Raw genomic sequence first — 18,862 nt, 5'->3', positions numbered from 1 at the left:
GTCAAAAGCCTTGCAGACGAAGGCGTTAATGATACCGATCCTGAAAATGCCACGAGGGAGGGCACGATGGCGTCCTACGAGACCATCCTCACCGAGACCGACGGGGCCGTCGGCATCGTCACGCTGAACCGGCCCAAGGCGCTGAACGCCTTGAGCGCGCAGCTCATCGACGAGCTGATCGACGCCTTGTCCGCGTTCGACGCCGACCCCGCGATCGGCGCCATGATCATCACCGGATCCGACAAGGCCTTCGCCGCGGGCGCCGACATCACCGAGATGCAGACAAAGACCTTCGCGGACGTCTACGGCGAGGACTTCCTGTCGCGCTGGGACGGTGTCGGGCGGATGAGGAAGCCGGTGATCGCCGCGGTGGCCGGGTTCGCGCTCGGCGGCGGCTGCGAGGTGGCGATGATGTGCGACTTCATCATCGCCGCCGATACGGCGAAGTTCGGCCAGCCGGAGATCAAGCTCGGCGTCATCCCCGGCGTCGGCGGCACGCAGCGCCTGACGCGGGCGATCGGCAAGGCGAAGGCGATGGACCTCGTCCTGACCGGGCGCATGATGGACGCGGCCGAGGCCGAACGATCGGGCCTGGTGGCGCGCGTGGTGCCCGCGGCCGATTTGATGGCCGAGGCGAAGAAGGCGGCCGCCGTGATCGCGTCGATGGGCCGTCCTTCGGTGATGGCGGGCAAGGAGGCGGTGAACCGGGCCTTCGAGACGACGCTTGCCGAGGGTGTGCAGTTCGAGCGCCGGCTCTTCCATGGACTGTTTGCGACGGATGACCAGAAAGAGGGGATGACAGCCTTCGTCGAGAAGCGTAAACCGGCCTTCAGACACCGCTGAAAACCAAAAAAAGGTTGACGCGCGGCCCTTGAAGTCGTAGGCGCGCGCTTCAATCTCATCATGCGAGTGAGCGGCTCGCGGTGCCCCTGCGCCGGTCCGCTGCCGCTCGTCGTCATTGGAAGAGTTCATGGCTAATACGAAGTCCGCACAGAAGATGGTCCGCAAGCTGAAGAAGCGGACCGAAATCAACGGCGCGCGCCGTTCGCGCATGCGTACCTTCGTGCGCAAGCTGGAAGACGCGCTGAAGGCCGGTGACGCCACCGCCGCCAAGGATGCGCTGAAGGACGCGCAGCCGGAGATCATGCGGGCCGCTCAGAAGGGCATCCTTCACAAGAACACCGCGTCCCGCAAAGTGTCCCGTCTCGCGCAGCGCGTGAAGGCGCTCGGCTAAGCCTGCCGCCGGCCGGCGTCCTCGGGCGCTCGCCGGGCGGAGGTCGTGGTCTCTCACCGCATGCTCCCCTTGAGGGAGGGCACGAGCGGTGAGCGCCGAGGTGAGCCCGCCGCGTCCTTGAAATTGGGCGCCTTGTGAGGGCGGGCAGAGCGCCGACGACAGTCGCTCAGGTCCATTTCGAAATTCCCGAGCAGCGCCGGACAAGCCTTGGCTTTCCGGCGCTGCTCATTTTTGCATCAAGTTAACCGCCTAATCTTGCTCCCTCCGCGCTCCGCCGCCGTTGGAACGTGGCGCAGAACGCCGGCCGATCCCGCCGCGTCGCGGCGCGGCAGCGAGTTATCCACCGGCCTCATGGTTTTGCAATTTTACAAAGGCCTCGAAAGAATCGTGAATTGTTGGCGCCGATCGGTGAATGATCCTGTCCGCCATTCGCGCCCTTCGGTTGGTTAGCCGGGTACAAATATCCTGTCCCGACCGGCATCGCGGAGGCACCCTCCGCTGGGGACAAGGGCGCTGCGCTATGATGCGCCTCTTCACAATATGTCACCCCTCTGTCATGGAATTTCGGCTTCTGGCCTGCATTACGGTAGGGGCAGATGCGGCGTGATGCATGGCGCACGATGTGCCCCTCGGTCGAAGGATGGCGTTAACCATTATGCAACCTGTGAAGGAAAATTCCTTCGCGCGACGCCCGCAATTTGTGTGTAAGTTTTTGATGCTTCCGCGACGAAACGAGCCAATGCACCCGCCGTTTTCGTTTTCCGGTCAACCAAAAAAATTTCCGATAGGGCCGTCTTCCACGGCTCAGTGCGAAGCCACTCTCTGATAACGCTAATTCTCAGATGCGCAGGGAAACGGCGCAGGAATGCGCGGTTTTGCCAATGAAACAGGCCAATTCTGCTGTGCTCTGACGCTTGCCCTCGGAGCGTCATCGTGCGAGAAGTTAACCACTGAGCAGGGCAACGAACCGCTCTCATAATAAACAAACCCGCTTCGCAACGAGGTCGGGTTATAGACGTCGAAGAGGGTCATGGCATGTCGGTGAATGCAATTTCAGGTTGCGGAATGGCATCTGTTTCTTGCTTCACCTCGCCGGACTAGAGGCTGTTCGCATCGACCGCGAAATCCACTAGAAGCCGACTGGTTATGTAACCTGGGTGATATGTCGCCCGGCAAAGGATTCTTGTCCATGACCCCTGCCGCCACTCCACCGATTTCCGAAGTGTCGTCCACCGAAGCCTTCGCCGCGTTGATGGAAGACCCCTCGGCCCGCCTGATCGACGTGCGGACCCGCGCAGAATGGTCCTATGTCGGGATCACGGATCTTTCCTCCACTCCGGGCGAGGCGCCCATTCTGATCGAATGGCAGGTCTTCCCGACGATGGCGGTCGCGGACGACTTTGGCCAGGCGCTCGCGAGCGCCTGCCCTGATCGGTCGGCGGCGCTGTACTTCATCTGCCGCAGCGGGGCCCGCAGCCTCGCCGCCGCCAGGCTGATGGCAGCCCTCGGCTACGAACGGTGCATTAACGTCGCGGACGGCTTCGAAGGGCCGCCCGACGACAACGGCCACCGCGGAACTGTCGCCGGCTGGAAGGCCTCAAACCTCCCCTGGCGCCAGACCTAATCCTTTTTCGAACCACGCGTAGCGCGTTCCCACTCTGGCGCACCCGGGTGCCGGAGAGGGAAAGGTTTGTCGAATTTGACCGCTGTCCGGGCTCACACATGAAACACGGGACCTTCAGGAGTAGTGCGAACGATGGAGCCAACCCACGCATCGGCCGGAACGACGCAGAGCCAAGACAGCGAGACCTGGGCCCAGATCAAGGCCGAGATCCGCGCGGCCTATGGCGATGACATTTTCACCTCTTGGTTTGCGCGGATCGACTTCGAATCCGCCTCGGACACGACGGTCAACCTTTCGACCCCGACCTCGTTCATCCGCCACTGGGTGCAGCAGCACTATGCCGCGGACGTGATGCAGCGCTGGCGCGCTGTGCGCCCGGGGACGCGCGAAGTTCTGTTCAAGGTGCGCAGCGCCCTGCGTCCGCAGCCCCGTGCACCGCGCGCGTCCGGCCCCGCCGCCGTCGCGCCCAACACGGTCGAGCAGACGGCAGGGGTCGCCGCCCCGCGCCGGCAGATCGACGCGCCGCAGTCCAATCCCAACACCGCCGGTGGTCTGGAGGGGTCTGCCTTGGAGCCGCGCTTCACGTTCAACACCTTCGTCGAAGGCTCGTCGAACCAGCTCGCCGTCGCCGCGGCGAAGAAGGTGGCCTTCGCCCAGCCGGGCGAGCGCGCGGCCTATAATCCACTCTTCGTCACCGGCGGCGTCGGCCTCGGCAAGACGCACCTGCTCCAGGCCATCGCCGGGGCTGCGACCGCGGTGAACCCCGCGCGCCGCACGCTCTATCTGACGGCCGAGCACTTCATGTACCGCTTCGTGTCCGCGGTGATGAACCGCAACACGATCTCGTTCAAAGACATCCTGCGCGACATCGACGTCCTGCTGATCGACGACATTCAGTTCCTGAATGGCCAGAAAGTGCAGGAGGAGTTCGGCCACACGTTGACCACCCTCGTCGACAGCCAGCGCCAGGTGGTGATCGCCGCCGACAGGGCTCCGGCCGACCTCGAAGGGCTGGACGCGCGGGTTCGCTCGCGTCTCGGCGGCGGTCTCCTCGTGGAGCTGACCCCGCCCGACTACACGATGCGCAAAGCCATCCTGGAGCAGCGCATCAAGGCCCAGCAGGAGATGTTCGAGGAGCTCGTCTTCCCCGACGAGGTGATCGATTTCGTCGCCCGCTCCATCACCACCAACGGGCGCGACCTCGACGGGGCGATCAACCGCCTCGTCGCCCACAACCAGCTCACCTCGGCCCCCATCGACCTGAAGATGGCCGAGAATGCGCTGCGCGACCTCCTGCGCGCCCGCGAGAGCAAGAAGCCGAAGATCGAGGACATCCAGCGGGTGACCTCGCAGCACTTCAACGTGTCGCGCCAGGACCTCGTGTCGGCACGCCGCACGAAGGTGATCGTCCGCCCCCGGCAGATCGCCATGTACCTGTCGAAGACGCTGACGCCGCGGTCGCTTCCGGAGATCGGCCGGCGCTTCGGCAACCGCGACCACACCACCGTGCTCCACGCTGTGCGCAAGGTGGAAGAGCTGATCCAGAAGGATCAGCAGATGGCCGAGGACATCGAGACGCTGAAGCGCCTCCTCGACCAGTAGGCCGCTGTGGTACGGGCGAGCGTGCCGCCCGTACACCCCGTGTCCATCGGACGCATCTCCCGCGGCAGGCATTGGCGAAACGAGCGCTTAGATATGAGCATCCGCCCGGTATGGCCGGGCGGTCTCATATGTCCAGCGCCCGCCGCGTGGCCGCCCAGGAGATGCCCTTGCGCCCCCTCATGTCCGCTCTCGTCCTTACCGCCGGCTTCTTCACGGCCGCCGGTGGCACCGCCTCCGCCCAGGCGATGCATCACGGCGGCCACGACACTTTGTCCGCCGGCGCGCAAGCCGCCGGGCCGTCATCGGCGCATGCGGGCCATGCTGCGCCGCAGGATGCCGCCGCCGCCGATGTTGCGACAGCGGACCCGGCGGCCGCCGCCATGCGGGCGGCGATGGACCGGATGCATACCGCCATGATGGTGGAGCCCTCCGGCGACCCGGACGTCGACTTCGTGAGCGGAATGATCCCGCACCATCAAGGCGCGGTCGACATGGCGCGGATCGTCGTCGCCTATGGCCGTGATCCGCAGGTCCGCGCGATGGCCGAGGCCGTCATCGCCACGCAGGAGCGTGAGATTGCCGAGATGCGGGCTTGGCTTGCCGCGCGGGGTTACTGAAGCGCGCGGCGATATGAGGGGCGGCGAGACGGCGGGTGATGTGTGGACGCCGCACGTCACAGCCGTTTCGTGCGGCGCAGCACCTTGAAACGTGGCCGTTGTTCTGGTCAACGTACCCTCCCTGCGCGTTACCCCGCGCTCTTGCGACGGACTCTTCGCTCATGCGTGCGACACTCGAACGGGCCCACTTGCTCAAGCCCCTCAGCCACGTCCAGCGTGTCGTTGAGCGCCGCAACACGATTCCGATCCTGTCCAATGTGCTGATCCGCGCCGACGGGGCGGCCCTGACCCTGAAGGCGACCGACCTCGACCTCGAGGTGATCGAGACGGTGGAAGCCGCCGTCGATCAGCCGGGCGCAATCACCGTCCCGGCCCACATGCTGCACGACATCGTGCGCAAGATTCCCGAGGGCGCCCGCATCGCGCTGGAGACGAACCCGGACGGGTCCACCATGACGCTGACGGCGGGCCGCTCCCGCTTCGCGCTGCAGATGCTGCCCGAGAGCGACTATCCCGACATCTCCAGCGGCGAATTCACCAATTCGTTCAAGCTGAAGGCCGCCGACTTCAAGTGGCTGATCGACCGCACCCAGTTCGCGATCTCCACCGAAGAGACCCGCTACTATCTCAACGGCATCTACTTCCACACCGTGGACGCACCGGGCGGGGCGATGTTCCGTGCCGTGGCGACGGACGGTCACCGTCTGGCCCAGGCGCAGGTGCAGGCGCCGGACGGTGCGGCGGGCATGCCCGGCATCATCGTCCCGCGCAAGACCGTGGGCGAGCTGCAGCGGCTGATGGAGAACCCGGAGGCGGAGCTGACGATCGAGCTGTCGGACACGAAGATCCGCGTGTCCTTCGCCAACGTGATCCTGACCTCGAAGCTGATCGACGGTACGTTCCCGGACTATGACCGGGTCATTCCGAAGAACAACACCAAGATCATGCACGTCGACCGGATCGACTTCGCCGCGGCGGTCGACCGCGTATCGACCGTGTCGTCCGAGCGCGGGCGCGCGGTGAAGCTGTCGCTGACGGACGGTGCGCTGACCCTTTCGGTCATCAACCCCGATTCCGGCACGGCGACGGACGAGCTCGTCGTCGACTTCGATTCCGAGCCGCTCGACATCGGCTTCAACTCGAAATATCTCCTCGACATCACGAGCCAGCTCGGCTCGGAGAACGCGACCTTCGCGCTGGCCGACCCCGGCTCGCCGACCCTGATCCACGACGGCGACGCCGAGAAGACGCTGTACGTCCTGATGCCGATGCGCGTGTGAGCGCGCTGAGGCACCCGTCCGCGTGACTGGACAGGCGCCGCGTTGCTGCGTCCCGAGCCGAAGCCGCCCGCGCACGTCCGTCTGACGCGCCTCGGCCTCTCCAATTTCCGCAACTATACCGCCGCGCAGCTTTCTGCCGGGCGCGACCATGTCGTTCTGTTCGGCCCCAACGGCGCCGGCAAGACGAACGTGCTGGAAGGCATCTCGCTGCTGTCACCCGGCCGGGGGCTGCGCCGCGCGACGTACAAGGCGATGGTGCGCCAGGGCGCGCCGTTCGAGACCGGGTGGGCGGTGTCCGCGCGGATCGACAAGGCGGGCGAGGAGACGGCGATCGGCACCGGCCTGCAGGGCGAGGGGAGCCGCATCGTGCGGGTGAACGGTGCGGATGCGCGGCCCGACGATCTCACCGGCATCGCGCGGATCCTGTGGCTCACCCCGGCGATGGACGGGCTCTTCACCGGCGGGACCAGTGACCGCCGCCGGTTCCTCGACCGTTTGGCGCTGGCGCTTCACCCGTATCACGGCCGCCGCGCGAGCGCTTATGAGCGCGCCATGCGCCAGCGCAACAAGATGTTCGAGGACGGCGTGAACGACCCGAACTGGTACGAGGCGGTAGAGCGGGAGATGGCCGAGCACGGCTCGGCGATGGCGGCGGCGCGGCTCGACCTCGTCATCAAGCTGAACGCGGCGCAGGCGGTGCGCGCGGCGACGGGGGGCGACTTCCCGCAGGCGCTGCTGGGCCTTTCCGGCGACGAGGGAGACGCGGACGGCCCGGCCTTCCTGCGCCGTCTGCGCGAGGGGCGGGGGCGTGACCGCGGTGCCGGGCGCTCGCTGTCGGGTCCGCACCGTGTCGACCTTTCGGTGACGCACGTGGAGAAGGACATGCCGGCGTCGCTGGCCTCCACGGGGGAGCAGAAGGCGCTTCTCATCGGCATCGTGCTCGGCCACGCGGCGCTGGTGACGCGGGTGACGAACGAGACGCCGATTCTGCTGCTGGACGAGGTGGCGGCGCATCTCGACCCCGGCCGCCGCGCCGCGCTCTACGACACCTTGGAGGGCCTCGGCGCGCAGACCTTCATGACCGGCACCGACGACAGCCTGTTCACCGCGCTCGGCAACCGCGCCGACCGTTTCCGCGTCGAGGCGGGCGCGATTACCCCGGCCGGCTGAACGTTTTCGAGAGGTTTGGCGGGGTTCAAGCGTGGCCGGGGCGTGTCCAGAGGCCGTCACGCGGGAAGGGAGCTGGAGAGCGGACAGCGGCGCTGCCGAAGGCGGCGGTGATGAGCGCGACCTTCTCCAGCTTCGACGTGCCGACACGGGTCGCGATCGCATCCGGCCCGGCGGCGCGGCGGCGGGTGCCGATGGCGCGGTAGACGCGGGCGGCGGCGCCGATGGCCCAGCGGCAGCGGAACGGCAGGCGTGCGGCGCCGACGGCGGCGGAGCGGTAATAGGGTTCGGCCATGTCGACCAGGCGGACGGCGCAGGAGTGGACGGCGGCGGCGTTGGCAGGATCGCGCACGGCTGCGGGTGTCGCGGGGACGCCGGCGGCCGCCAGCCATTGCGCGGGCACGTAGACGCGGCCGGTGGCGGCGTCGGCGGCGACGTCGCGGGCGATGTTGGTGAGTTGGAAGGCGAGGCCGAGGTCGCACGCACGGTCCAGCGTGTCCTCGTCGCCGGGAGCCACACCCATGACGAGGGCCATCATCACGCCGACGACACCGGCAACGCCGTAGCAGTAGCGGCAGAGATCGTCGGCGGTCTCATAATGCGTGCCGGCGACGTCCATGGCGAAGCCGTCCAGGTGGTCGAAGGCGAGGCGGCGGGTGATGCCGTGTCGGTGGGCGACCTCGGCGAACTCGGCGAAGACCGGCGGCACAGGTGCGCCGCCCAGCGCCGCATCGGTGAGGCGCCGAAGCTCGGCGAGGCGCGCGGCGGGGTCGGCGACGATGCGCTCGCCGTGGCCCATCTCCTGGCCGTCGATCACATCGTCGGCGTGGCGGCACCAGGCGTAGAGGCGGGCGACATCGTCGCGCAGGGCGGCCGGGAGCAGCGTAGAGGCGGCGGCGAAGCTCTTCGACCCCTTCGCGATCGTGGCGCGGGCGGCTGCCGCGCGCTCCGCGGCAACGCCGTCCGCCGCACCACGCGCCCCGGCGCCAGGGTCCGCGGCACTAGGCTCCGCGGCACCAGCGCCTCCGCCAGCGCCGGCCTCGGCTGCGGGGGTTGCGGGCGCGCCTCCCGTCACTCCGCCGCCATCCGCGTCCCGCGTTCGCCCAGCACAAGCCCGGCGGTCGCCTTGGCGGAGCCGACGACGCCGGGCACACCGGCACCCGGATGCGTCCCCGCCCCGACGAAGTAGAGGTTTTCGATTACATCGTCGCGGTTGTGGCAGCGGAAGAAGGCGGATTGGGTCAGGATCGGCTCCAGCGAGAAGGCCGAGCCAAGGTGCGCGTTCAGCTCGCGCGCAAAATCGGCGGGGGTGAAGATGCGCGACGTCACCAGGGTTTCGCGCAGGCGGGGAATGGCCTTCTCCTCCAGCGCGGCCAGGATCGCGTCGCGGTAGCGCGGCCCTTCGGTCTCCCAATCGATCGCGGCCGCGCCGAGATGCGGCACGGGGGCGAGCACATAATAGGCGCTCTGCCCGGGCGGCGCCATCGAGGGGTCGGTCTTCGACGGGGCGTGGAGATAGAGCGAAAAGTCCTCCGGCAGCTCCGGCCCGCGGAAGATCTCGGCGATCAGCTCGCGGTAGCGCGGCCCGAACAGGATGGTGTGGTGCTCCAAATCGGCCGGCACCTCCCGGTCGAGGCCGAAATAGATCACGAACAGCGAGTTGGAGTAGCGCTTGGCCTCCAGCCGCCGCGCCTCGGCCCGGCCACGCTCCGTCTCACCCAAGAGGGTCTTGTAGGTGTGCGTCACGTCGGCGTTGCTGGCGACGATGGTGGCGGGCAGGACCTCCCCGCTCGCCAGCCGCACGCCGGTGGCGCGGTTCCCCTCCGTCTCGATCGCGGCGACGGGGGCGGAGAGGCGCACGGTGCCGCCCAGATCCTCGAACAGCCGCACGAGCCCCGCGACCAGCGCACCGGTGCCGCCCTTGGCGAACCACACGCCCCAGCGCCGCTCGAGCGCGTGGATCAGCCCGTAGATGGCGCTGGTGGCGAACGGGTTGCCGCCCACCAGAAGGGTGTGGAACGAGAAGGCCTCGCGCAGCTTCTCGTGGGCGATGAAATGCGCCACGCGGGCATAGAGCGTGCGGAAACTCTGCAGGCGGACGAGCTGCGGGGCGACACGCAGCATGGAGCCCACCGACAGGAAGGGCGCCGCGCCGAGCTTCACATAGCCCTCCTCCAAAAGCTCCTTGGAGTAGGCGAGGAAGCGGCGATACCCTTCCACGTCGGCAGGGTTCAGAGCGTGGATCTGGCGTTCCAGCTCGTCCTGATCGTTGACGTAGTTGAACACCGTGCCGTCGTCCCACTTCAGCTGATAGAGCGGGGAGACGGGCAGGAGGTTCACATAATCGTCGATCCGCCGGCCGGAGAGGGCGAAGAGTTCTTCCAGGCAGGTGGGGTCGGTGAGGACGGTGGGGCCGGCGTCGAAGGTGAAGCCGGCGTCGTGGTAGACGTAGGCGCGCCCGCCCGGCTTGTCGCGGCCCTCCACCAGCGTGGTCTGGATGCCGGCCGACTGCAGCCTGATGGCGAGGGCGAGCCCGCCGAACCCCGCCCCGATCACAACCGCGCGTTCCATGACCTCGCCTCCCTCTGCCATGAGGGGGAAGTAGCGGAGGGGAGGGCGCGCGCCAATGCGCAGTTTGTCCTCCTCAGCGCCGGCTCAGCCTTCGGTCGCGGTCAGCGCGTCCGCGAAGGCGGCGAGGTCGTCCGGCAGGTCGGCGTCGAACGCCATCACCTCGCCCGTCAGCGGGTGGGCGAAGGTGAGGTGCGCGGCGTGCAGCGCCTGACGGCCGAGCGCCACCGCCGCGTCCTTCGCCGCGGGGGCGAGCCGGTTGGCCTTGGTGGCGAAGCCCGTGCCGTAGACCGGATCGCCCACCAGCGGCGTGCCGATGGCGGTCATGTGGACGCGGATCTGATGCGTGCGGCCGGTCTCCAGCTCCAGCTCCAGCTCCGACACCGGCCCCAGCTCGCGCACGAGGCGGTAGTGGGTGATGGCCTCTTTTCCGTCCTTGCGCACGGCGAAGCGCTGCCGGTCCTGCGGGTGGCGGCCGAGCGGCTTGTCGATCACCCCGTCCGCCGGGAAGGGCGTGCCCCAGGCGAAGGCGTGGTAGCGGCGCCTCAGCGGGCCGGTGCGGCCATGGTCGGCGAACTGGGCGGCCAGCGCCTGATGCGCCGCGTCCGACTTCGCCACCACCATGACGCCGGACGTGTCCTTGTCCAGCCGGTGGACGATGCCGGGCCGCGCCACGCCGCCGATGCCGGACAGCGAGCCCGCACAGTGGTGCAGCAGCGCGTTGACCAGCGTGCCGGTGGCGTGGCCCGCGGCGGGGTGGACCACCATGCCGGCGGGCTTGTCCAGCACCAGCACCGCGTCGTCCTCGTAGAGCACGGTGAGGGGGATGGCCTCGGCGATCGGCTCGGCAGGGGCGGGGGGCGGTACGAGAAGCGTCACCTCCGCCCCGTCCGGCAAACGCGCCGCGGGGTCGGTCAAGGCGGCACCGTTGAGTTTTGCGGCGCCTGACTTTATCAGCGCCTGCACGCGGGTGCGGCTGAGGCCACTGGCTGCGGCAAGGAGCGCATCGGCGCGCCCGCTGCCGCTCAGGGTCAAGGTCTCGCCGTCCGCCTCATCCGGCTCGTCGCCTTCGTCGGCGCCGGCCATCCACTCATCATCGCCGCGCGCGGCAGGAGGACTGGTGTCGTCACCCGAGGTTGAAGAGGAAGAGCCGCTCGATCCGGCGGTGGAGCGGGTTCGTCGCAAGCTGGTGCGCCTTCTGTTGGTGTCGTCCGGCATCATGGTGCTCGGCTTCGCGGCTGTCGCGATCGCGGTCTTCTACCGCATCTCGCAGAACAGTGCGCGCCCTGACGACACGCCCGTCATCTTGGACGTCGCGCCCGACGATCTGCGCAGCGTCGCGGTGGGGGACGGCACGCTGGTGCTCACCATCGGCGGCGACACGCCGCGCATCGAGGTGCGGCGGATGTCTGACGGTGTGGTGATGCGCCGCTTCGACCTGACCGGCGCCGCTCCTGCGAGCGCGCCGGAGTGAGGGCGGCGCCTGAGTGACAAGACGGCCGGCGGAGAACCGCCGGCCTCGCACCCGTCGTGAGAGGCGGCTCAGACCGTGACGGCTCAGACCGTGACGGCTTGGCCCTGGACCACCACCACGGTGGCGCCGACCTTCACGCGCTCATAAAGGTCGATCGCATCAGTGTTCAGCATGCGGATGCAGCCGGACGACATCGCCTGGCCGATCGACGACGGATCGTTCGTGCCGTGCAGGCGATAGAGCGTGTCGCGGCCGCCGCGATAGAGGTACATCGCCCGTGCGCCGAGCGGATTGGCCGGGCCGCCGGGCATGCCGGTCGCCCATTTGCGCAGCTCCGGCTGGCGGCTGATCATGGTGGACGGCGGTGTCCAGGTCGGCCACTCCGCCTTGCGGCCGATGCGGGCCTGGCCGCCCCAGCCGAACCCGTCACGGCCGACGCCGATGCCGTAGCGGATCGCCGTCGTGTCGCTCTCGATGAGGTAGAGGTGGCGGCTCGCCGTGTCGACCACGATCGTGCCCGGCGCGTAACGGCCCGTGGCGTTGACGTACTGGCGGCGGAAGGTGGTCGGGATCTTCTCGTAGTTCACGCGCGGCATGGCGAAGGGCTCGCGCTCGGGCGACCCCAGCTGCGGCACCGGGCGGTAGCCGAGGGCGGCCGACTGGAACGATCCGTCGCTGACACAGCCGGAAAGGGCTGCGGCCGCGCTGACCGCGCCAAGGGCGCAAAATGCCCGCCGGTTCATGATGTGTCTCGACATGATCGTGATCCCTCTTGCGCGGCGCCGGTGCGCGACGCCACGCCGCTCCGGGTCCAAGTGCCTGTTGATGCGAAATTAACGCGCGATCTCAAGCGACGGACCAATCGCCTCAAGGTGTCGTGAGCCTTTCGGGGCCACGTGGTCATAAAGGTGTGATCGAACTGCAACGATGGGCGGCCGAGGCTGCGGCGCGCCGCCACACCGCACCGTCAGGCGAGCGTTGCGCGGGCGATGATCAGCCGCTGGATCTCGCTCGTCCCCTCGTAGATGGTGGTGATGCGCGCATCGCGGGCGTACCTCTCGACCGGGTGGTCGGCGATGTAGCCTGCGCCGCCGTGAAGCTGCAGCGCGGTGTAGGTCGCGCGCTGCGCCGCCTCGCTGGCGTAGAGCTTGGCCATGGAGGCGGCCTTGCCGAAAGGTTCGCCCGCATCCTTCAGCGCGGCGGCCTGGAGGATGAGGAGACGCGCCGCCTCGAGCTCGGTCTCCATGTCGGCGATCATCCATTGCGGGCCTTGCATCGCGGAAATCGGCTGGCCGAACTGCCGGCGCTCTTTGACGAAGGCGATGGCCGCGTCCGCCGCCGCCCGCGCGATGCCGAGCGACAGCGCCGCGATGCCGATGCGCCCACCGGCGAGTTCTCCGGCGGCGATGCGGAAGCCGCCGTTGAGCGGCCCCAGCAGCGCGTCCGCGGGAAGGCGGCAGTCCTCGAACAGCACCTCGTTGGTGGCCGAACCGCGCTGGCCGAGCTTCTCCTCCTCGCGGCCGATGACGAGGCCCGGCGTGCCCTTCTCCACCAGGAAGGCGGAGATGCCGCGGCCCTTGGGCGCCTCGGGATCGGTGACGGCCCAGACCACGAAGAGCCCCGCATAGGCGGCGGAGGTGATGTAGAGCTTGGCCCCGTTCAGCACCCATTCGTTGCCGTCCATGCGGGCGCGCGTCACCATCGCGGCGGGGTCGGACCCGGCGCCGGACTCGGTGAGGCAGAAGGCGCCCGCGGGATAGGTGCCGTCCGCAAGGCGCGGCAGATAGGTCTCCTTCTGCGCCTCGCTGCCGACGGAGGCGATCACCTCGCCCACCATGTTGGTGACCGAGACGGTGACGCCGGTGGACGCGCACGCCGCACCGACCGCCTCCACCGTGAGCGCGAAGGCGGTGGCGCCCGCCTCCGTGCCGCCATAGGCCGCGGGGATGTTGACCGCCATGAAGCCGTTCTCGGCGAGGCGCTTCAGGTTGGCGAGGAAGGTCTCGCGCGCGCCCGGCACGTGGCGGTCCAGCGCGGCGGCGTTCGGGGCGATGTGCTCGGCGGCGATCCGCCGGGCCGCCTCGGCGATCATGCGGGTATCATCATCCAGCAGCATGGCGTTCTCCGGGGCTCAGCGCGGGGCCATGCGGATGGCGCCGTCGAGGCGGATCACCTCGCCGTTCAGCACCGGGCTCTCGACGATGAAGGCGGCGAGGTCGGCATATTCGTCCGGCTTGCCGAGGCGCTTGGGGAAGGGCACTTGTTCGCCCAGCGAGGCCTGCGCCTTCTCCGGCAGGCCCGACAGCATCGGCGTCTCGAAGATGCCCGGCGCGATGGTGGCGACGCGGATGCCGAACTGGCTCATTTCGCGCGCCAGAGGGAGCGTCAGCCCCGCGACACCCGCCTTGGAGGCCGCGTAAGCCACCTGGCCGACCTGCCCGTCATAGGCCGCGACGGAGGCGGTCATGATAATCACGCCGCGCTCGCCGTCCGCCGTCACCGGGTCCAGCGTCGACATGCCGAGGGCGGAGAGGGCGGCGGTGCGGAAGGTGCCGGTCAGGTTGATGTCGATCGTCTTGGCGTAGAGGGCGAAGGAGTGGGCCTCACCGCGCGAGATGGTCTTGGCGGCGGGGCAGATCCCGGCGCAGTTGACGAGGATGCGTTCCTGGCCGTGGGCGGCGCGGGCGGCTTCGAAGGCGGCCTTCAGGCTGTCTTCGCTGGTGACGTCCGCTTCGTGATAGGTGCCGCCGATTTCGTCCGCGACGGCGGACCCGTCGGCGAGGTCGAACAGGGCGACCTTGGCGCCGGCGGCGGCGAGGCGGCGGGCGGTGGCCGCGCCGAGGCCCGAGGCGCCTCCGGTGACGACGGCGGCGGGGGCTTGGCTCAGCTTCATGGCGTTCCTCTCGGGCGTGGGCGACCGGCGACGCGGGTGCCGCCGGCGTCCGGAGCCGGAGGCAACCCGAGAGCGGCAGCGGGCGCGCGACCTTTTCCCGATCTGTGCCTGATGCCGTGCCCGGCCCGCAAGCCCAATCGTCCGACGATCCGGCGAAGCGGGCGGTTCCGCTCGAGGTGCGAGGATGTGGCGAGCCGGGGCAACCCCGCGTTGCTTCTGTACGCGGTCGGTCGAACCTGCCACCAAGCGGCCCGGTTGCGCGGCCGGCTCGCGTCAGGCGGCGCGGCGGGTGCCGACCTCCACAGTGCCGCCGGTCAGATGGATCGTTTCACCCTCTTTGGCGACCATCGCGCCCGGATGCTGAACGGCGATCTCCCGCGCGACGGTGTCGAGCGCATCGTCGCCGCGGGACGGGTCGTGGTGGAACACCACCGGCATGGCGACGCCTGACCGTGCCGCAAGCTCCAGCGCCTTGGTCGGCGTGGAGTGCCCCCAGCCCACGAATCTTGGATACTCGTCCTGCAGATACATCGCATCGTAGATCATGAGGTCGGCGCCGGTGACGAACTCGGCGATCTCGTCGTCGAGCACCGCGTCGCCGTGCTCGTGATCGGTGATGATGGCGATGGAGGAGCCGCACCAGTCGATGCGGAAGCCGCAGCCGTTGCCGGGGTGGTTGAGCCGCGTCGACGACACTTCGAGGCCGGAGTTCAGCGTGAAGGTGCTGCGCGGCTTGAAGGCGCGGAAGTCGGTGTTGCGCAAGGCGGATGTGGCGACGGGGAAGATGGGCGGGCTCATCATCCGCTCGACGATTTCTTCCAGCGTGCCGCCTGGCGGGATGTGGCCGGCCCACAGGCTGACCTCGACGCGCGGATCATAGGCCGAGCAGAAGAAGGGCAGGCCGCACAGATGGTCCATGTGCGTGTGGGTGAAGAGCACGTCCAGCTGTTCGATGCCCTCTTGCGCAAAGGCCGCGCCGCAGCGGCGGGCACCGGACCCGCAATCGATCAGCAGCACATGCGACCCGGCGCGGATCTCAAGGCAGGTGGTTTCCCCGCCATAACGCAGGGTGTGCGGCCCCGGGGCCGGTATCGAGCCCCGCGCCCCCCAAATGGTGAGCGACAGTGTTTCGGGGCTCCGCACCGTCACGAGTTGGTCACCGATGCGCGCAGGCGGCCGAACTCGCGTGTCGTGCGCTCCAGGCGGTGGGCCAGAGCCCGCATCACCTCGAGCGCCATGTCGGGGAAATTGGAGAGGAGCTTGAAGAAGTGCTCCTTCGTCACCGCCAGCGCCACGACTTCGGACGTGGCGCGGACAGTGGCGGTCCTGGGCACGTCGATCAACAGCGCGATCTCGCCGACGAAGTCGTTTTCTTTGACGGTGGCGACGAGTTGTTCGCCGCTGTTGGAGTCGATCAAAACGTCCGCCTGGCCGGAGAGGATGATGTAGGCGACGTCGCCGAAATCGCCCTCCTCGACCAGATTTTCGCCTGCATCGAAGCGGACCCGCTCGGACATGAAGGCGAGCAGCCTGAGCTTCTGGTCCTCGATCCCGCGGAAGAGGGGAATCTTGCGCAGAGCGGCTGCGTCAGTGTCGATGCTCATGACGCCTCCCTTTCCCGCGCGTCGTCATCTTCGCCATACACGGCAATGTTCCTCACGCTATCCCATCCGCCGCGTGCAACCAACCTGCCATCACGCATCGCGGCCACGGTTCCCATGGCTTCGGCCACCTTGGGATCTGCGGTTCCGGTGACGACCGTGGTCGTGCCGCAGGCCTCCAGAACGCGCGCCAGAAGCGGCCGGTCGCCGTCCACCACGCTGTCCAGGATCAGGACCTGCGGCGTTTTGATCATGGCTCGAATGAGCCCGATCCGGCGCCTCTGTCCGCCCGAAAGACGTCCGCCCGCAATGCCCACATTGAAATTCAGCCCCGCCCGCGCGATCGGGTCGCGCAGGCCGAGAGCCCGCGTCGTGTCCCTCAATAAGGCGTCGATCTTGTCCGAAGCCCCCCGCCTGTCGACCCGCGGCTTGCCGAACAGGATATTCTCCTCGATCGACAACGGGGGAATGACGGTCCCGGAGTCGAACAGGGCATAATTTGCATCGTCCTTAAGCGCGTCGTGAATGACGCTGCGCGCGCCGACGAGGCGGCTTTCGTCGTCCGGCGTGAGGGTGACGATGCGGTGGCGCCCCGGAATGAGGCGGAAGGCGAGGCCTATGAAGGCGGCGCGATCGGCCTTGGCGAGGTCCTCTCCGGCCTTGTGGCGACGCAGCCGCTCGGTGAACTGCGGGATCTCCTCCGCCGACAGGAACGAATAGTCGCCGATCAGCGAGGCGTCGGCGCCGGTGTCGGAGAAGAGCTCGATCATCGTTCCGGCGACGTCGGCGCCCATCGCCACCAGCCGGTCGTCGACGCCCGCCTTGGCCAGTGCGGCGATCACATTGGGATCGGAGGCGGCCGCCCAGACCGGCGTCCCCACCGCGCGCGGCACGCCGTAGAGGACATTCTCGCCGATGGTGGCGGAATAGTTCAGCGTCTTCGGTTCCCACAGCGCGACGAGGGCTTTCCAGCTCTTGTCCTCGCGCACCTGCCGCACGACGTCGGCGCGGGCCTTCAGGATCTTGTCGCGGAAGTCCGGGTCGTCACGCTCGAAAGCGTAGGAGGCGAGGCCGAGGCGATAAAGATCGCCTTCCAGTCCGACCAGGGTGACGAGCTCCAGAAGGCGTTCGTCGAGCGCTTCTGCCGCGTCCACCCCGGCGCGCGAATGGTCTTCCCAGTTGGCGGCGACATCGTGCAGCGAGTTGCCGGTCAGCATCGCTTCGGCGCGGCGCAGGCCGGACAGGTCGTCTTGGTCGTCGTTCACCGGGTCGGTCTTCAGCCCGTAGACGATGTTGGAGCGGATCGTCTCGTTGAAGAGGTAGGGGTCGGATCCGACGTAGGAGACGTAGCGGGCGATGGTCTGCTGGGTGAGCTCGTCCAGCCGGCGCCCGCCGAGGGTGCTGCGCCCGGCGATCGGGCTGAGTAGGCCGGCCATGGCCATCACCAGTTCGGTCCGGCCCGACCCGTCCGCGCCATAGATGGCCAGCCGGTCGCCGGGGTTCACCTCCAGCGTGACGTCGATGATTTCCTGGCCGCTGCCGCCCGCGCTCGCCGAGACGGAGTGGAGGGCGATCGTCGTATCCGGGAGGTCGACGACGGCATCGGCACCGCCGGCGAGCCGCTCGGCCGGGATCGCGTCGTCGACGTCGAAATTCTCCACCACCGTCTCGTACTTCACGTTCACGCCGGCGAGCGTCTGATACCAGGTGAGGAGCTCCTTCCACGGCGAGGCGAGGTCTTTATACGCCGCCAGCACCGCGACTAGTGCGCCGAAGGAGAGGTCGCCGCGGATCACGAGATAGCCGCCGATGGAGTAGAAGAAGAAGGGCGGAAGCTGGTTCATGAAGTTGTTCAAGAACTTGATCATGAACTTGCGTTTGAAGATCGCAAGCCGGATCCGGTAGTTCAGGAACAGGCGGTCCGAAAGGTCCGCGAGGTGGTAGCGCGAGGTGTCGTTGGCGAGGATGTCGGGCGCGGCGCTGACGGTTTCGTTGATCCGCTCGGAGATGGCGCGCACGTTGATGATGCGTTCGCGCGACAGGCGGATCACCTTCTTCTGCATCAATGGGATGATGTAGGCCTGCAGCGGGAAGAGGGCGATGGCCGCCGCGCCGAGGAACACGTCCTGCGCGAAGATGAAGACCATGTAGACGAGGAGCGTGCCGCCCTGGAAGGCGGGTGTCGCGATCGCCTCGCCGATGAAGACGCCGACGTCCTCCACCTCGGCGGTGATCATCGGGATCAGCTCGCCGCCGGACACGCGCCTGAACCGCGGCAGGCGGAAGCGCAGGATGGAGTTGTAGAGCATGTAGCGCAGGCGCCGCAGCATGCGCTCGCCCGCCACACCCTTGTAGATGTTCAGGACATATTTGACGCCGTTGTTGGCCACCACCAGCGCCAGGAAGCCGATACACAGGGCCACCAGATACTGGATCTGTCCCAGCTCCATCCCCATGACCATCTTGGGGAAGTCGCTACCCGATATGGCGTCGTTGACGATCCACTTCGGCAGCTCGAGCGTCATATAGAGGATAGGAAACGAGCACACCGTCAGTGCGAGGATGACGATCTGCTGGCGCTTGGAGTAGCGCCAAATGAAGCCGAAGAGACTGCGTTCCATCGTGTCTTTCAGATTAGCACCGTCGCGGGGCGCCGCAATCGTAAAATGGCCACCATTCGAGGGCGGCCGAAACGCCACAACCTATCGCCGACCGGACTGCAGCGTGAGGCCAAAGCTCTCACATATTGTTGCGTTGTACCGATGAGTGCAGCATAGCATTCCCAATCCCTCACAGGCCCGC

17 protein-coding genes are annotated in these 18,862 nt (G+C 67.9%); 8 read left to right on the top strand and 9 right to left on the bottom strand.

Going from position 1 to position 18,862, the window contains the following annotated elements:
* The first annotated feature begins 66 nt into the window (after nucleotides 1-66).
* The 7 genes from BIX52_RS04785 to recF all read left to right on the top strand — a co-directional run bounded on the left by BIX52_RS04785 (nucleotide 67) and on the right by recF (nucleotide 7,527).
* On the top strand, nucleotides 67-843 hold the full coding sequence (locus BIX52_RS04785; RefSeq protein ID WP_075219775.1) for an enoyl-CoA hydratase: 777 nt from the start codon (nucleotides 67-69) through the stop codon (nucleotides 841-843).
* 127 nt (nucleotides 844-970) lie between these two features.
* The gene (rpsT, locus tag BIX52_RS04780; RefSeq protein WP_075219774.1) at nucleotides 971-1,234 is read left to right on the top strand and encodes a 30S ribosomal protein S20; all 264 of its coding nucleotides are present in this window, start codon (nucleotides 971-973) and stop codon (nucleotides 1,232-1,234) included.
* A 1,189-nt stretch (nucleotides 1,235-2,423) separates the two neighbouring features.
* Complete coding sequence (locus BIX52_RS04775) at nucleotides 2,424-2,858, top strand: rhodanese-like domain-containing protein (protein WP_075219773.1); 435 nt, start codon at nucleotides 2,424-2,426, stop codon at nucleotides 2,856-2,858.
* Between the two features lie 132 nt (nucleotides 2,859-2,990).
* Nucleotides 2,991-4,460: a chromosomal replication initiator protein DnaA gene (dnaA, locus tag BIX52_RS04770; protein WP_075219772.1), complete on the top strand. Its 1,470-nt coding sequence runs from the start codon at nucleotides 2,991-2,993 to the stop codon at nucleotides 4,458-4,460.
* Between the two features lie 161 nt (nucleotides 4,461-4,621).
* Entirely contained in the window at nucleotides 4,622-5,077 is a 456-nt protein-coding gene (gene copM, locus BIX52_RS04765) for a CopM family metallochaperone (RefSeq protein WP_245803136.1), read from the top strand.
* Nucleotides 5,078-5,238: 161 nt separating this feature from the next.
* Nucleotides 5,239-6,357 (top strand): DNA polymerase III subunit beta, encoded by a 1,119-nt coding sequence (dnaN, locus tag BIX52_RS04760; protein WP_075219771.1) that lies wholly within the window; start codon nucleotides 5,239-5,241, stop codon nucleotides 6,355-6,357.
* Between the two features lie 42 nt (nucleotides 6,358-6,399).
* Nucleotides 6,400-7,527, top strand: coding sequence for a DNA replication/repair protein RecF (recF, locus tag BIX52_RS04755; RefSeq protein ID WP_245803110.1), 1,128 nt, complete (start codon nucleotides 6,400-6,402; stop codon nucleotides 7,525-7,527).
* Between the two features lie 25 nt (nucleotides 7,528-7,552).
* Here the strand turns inward: recF and BIX52_RS04750 are convergent, their stop codons facing one another.
* The 3 genes from BIX52_RS04750 to BIX52_RS04740 form a co-directional block, all read right to left on the bottom strand.
* Complete coding sequence (locus tag BIX52_RS04750; protein ID WP_205647693.1) at nucleotides 7,553-8,599, bottom strand: phytoene/squalene synthase family protein; 1,047 nt, start codon at nucleotides 8,597-8,599, stop codon at nucleotides 7,553-7,555.
* A complete protein-coding gene (locus BIX52_RS04745; protein ID WP_075219770.1) occupies nucleotides 8,596-10,095 on the bottom strand; it encodes a phytoene desaturase in 1,500 nt (499 codons plus the stop codon). The genes BIX52_RS04750 and BIX52_RS04745 overlap by 4 nt, the downstream gene beginning before the upstream one ends.
* Nucleotides 10,096-10,179: 84 nt before the next feature.
* Complete coding sequence (locus BIX52_RS04740) at nucleotides 10,180-11,178, bottom strand: RluA family pseudouridine synthase (RefSeq protein ID WP_083660006.1); 999 nt, start codon at nucleotides 11,176-11,178, stop codon at nucleotides 10,180-10,182.
* A gap of 34 nt (nucleotides 11,179-11,212) precedes the next feature.
* On the opposite strand from BIX52_RS04740, the gene BIX52_RS04735 reads away from it, so the two are divergent.
* A complete protein-coding gene (locus tag BIX52_RS04735; protein ID WP_075219769.1) occupies nucleotides 11,213-11,566 on the top strand; it encodes a hypothetical protein in 354 nt (117 codons plus the stop codon).
* A gap of 83 nt (nucleotides 11,567-11,649) precedes the next feature.
* On the opposite strand, the gene BIX52_RS04730 is transcribed toward BIX52_RS04735, so the two are convergent.
* The 6 genes from BIX52_RS04730 to BIX52_RS04705 form a co-directional block, all read right to left on the bottom strand.
* Entirely contained in the window at nucleotides 11,650-12,309 is a 660-nt protein-coding gene (locus tag BIX52_RS04730) for a L,D-transpeptidase (protein WP_075219768.1), read from the bottom strand.
* 224 nt (nucleotides 12,310-12,533) lie between these two features.
* Entirely contained in the window at nucleotides 12,534-13,682 is a 1,149-nt protein-coding gene (locus BIX52_RS04725; RefSeq protein ID WP_075219767.1) for an acyl-CoA dehydrogenase family protein, read from the bottom strand.
* 15 nt (nucleotides 13,683-13,697) lie between these two features.
* Nucleotides 13,698-14,459 (bottom strand): SDR family NAD(P)-dependent oxidoreductase, encoded by a 762-nt coding sequence (locus tag BIX52_RS04720; protein ID WP_075219766.1) that lies wholly within the window; start codon nucleotides 14,457-14,459, stop codon nucleotides 13,698-13,700.
* Nucleotides 14,460-14,732: 273 nt separating this feature from the next.
* Nucleotides 14,733-15,602 carry an MBL fold metallo-hydrolase gene (locus BIX52_RS04715; protein WP_281249182.1) on the bottom strand — a complete coding sequence of 290 codons (870 nt, stop codon included), beginning with the start codon at nucleotides 15,600-15,602 and terminating at the stop codon, nucleotides 14,733-14,735.
* A gap of 2 nt (nucleotides 15,603-15,604) precedes the next feature.
* On the bottom strand, nucleotides 15,605-16,063 hold the full coding sequence (locus tag BIX52_RS04710; protein WP_075219765.1) for a cyclic nucleotide-binding domain-containing protein: 459 nt from the start codon (nucleotides 16,061-16,063) through the stop codon (nucleotides 15,605-15,607).
* On the bottom strand, nucleotides 16,060-18,681 hold the full coding sequence (locus BIX52_RS04705) for an ABC transporter ATP-binding protein/permease (protein ID WP_075219764.1): 2,622 nt from the start codon (nucleotides 18,679-18,681) through the stop codon (nucleotides 16,060-16,062). The genes BIX52_RS04710 and BIX52_RS04705 overlap by 4 nt, the downstream gene beginning before the upstream one ends.
* Nucleotides 18,682-18,862 lie beyond the last annotated feature (181 nt).

The sequence above is a fragment of the Acuticoccus yangtzensis genome, from assembly GCF_001927245.1.
Lineage (GTDB): Bacteria > Pseudomonadota > Alphaproteobacteria > Rhizobiales > Amorphaceae > Acuticoccus > Acuticoccus yangtzensis.
This window is presented reverse-complemented; position numbering and strand designations above follow the sequence as displayed.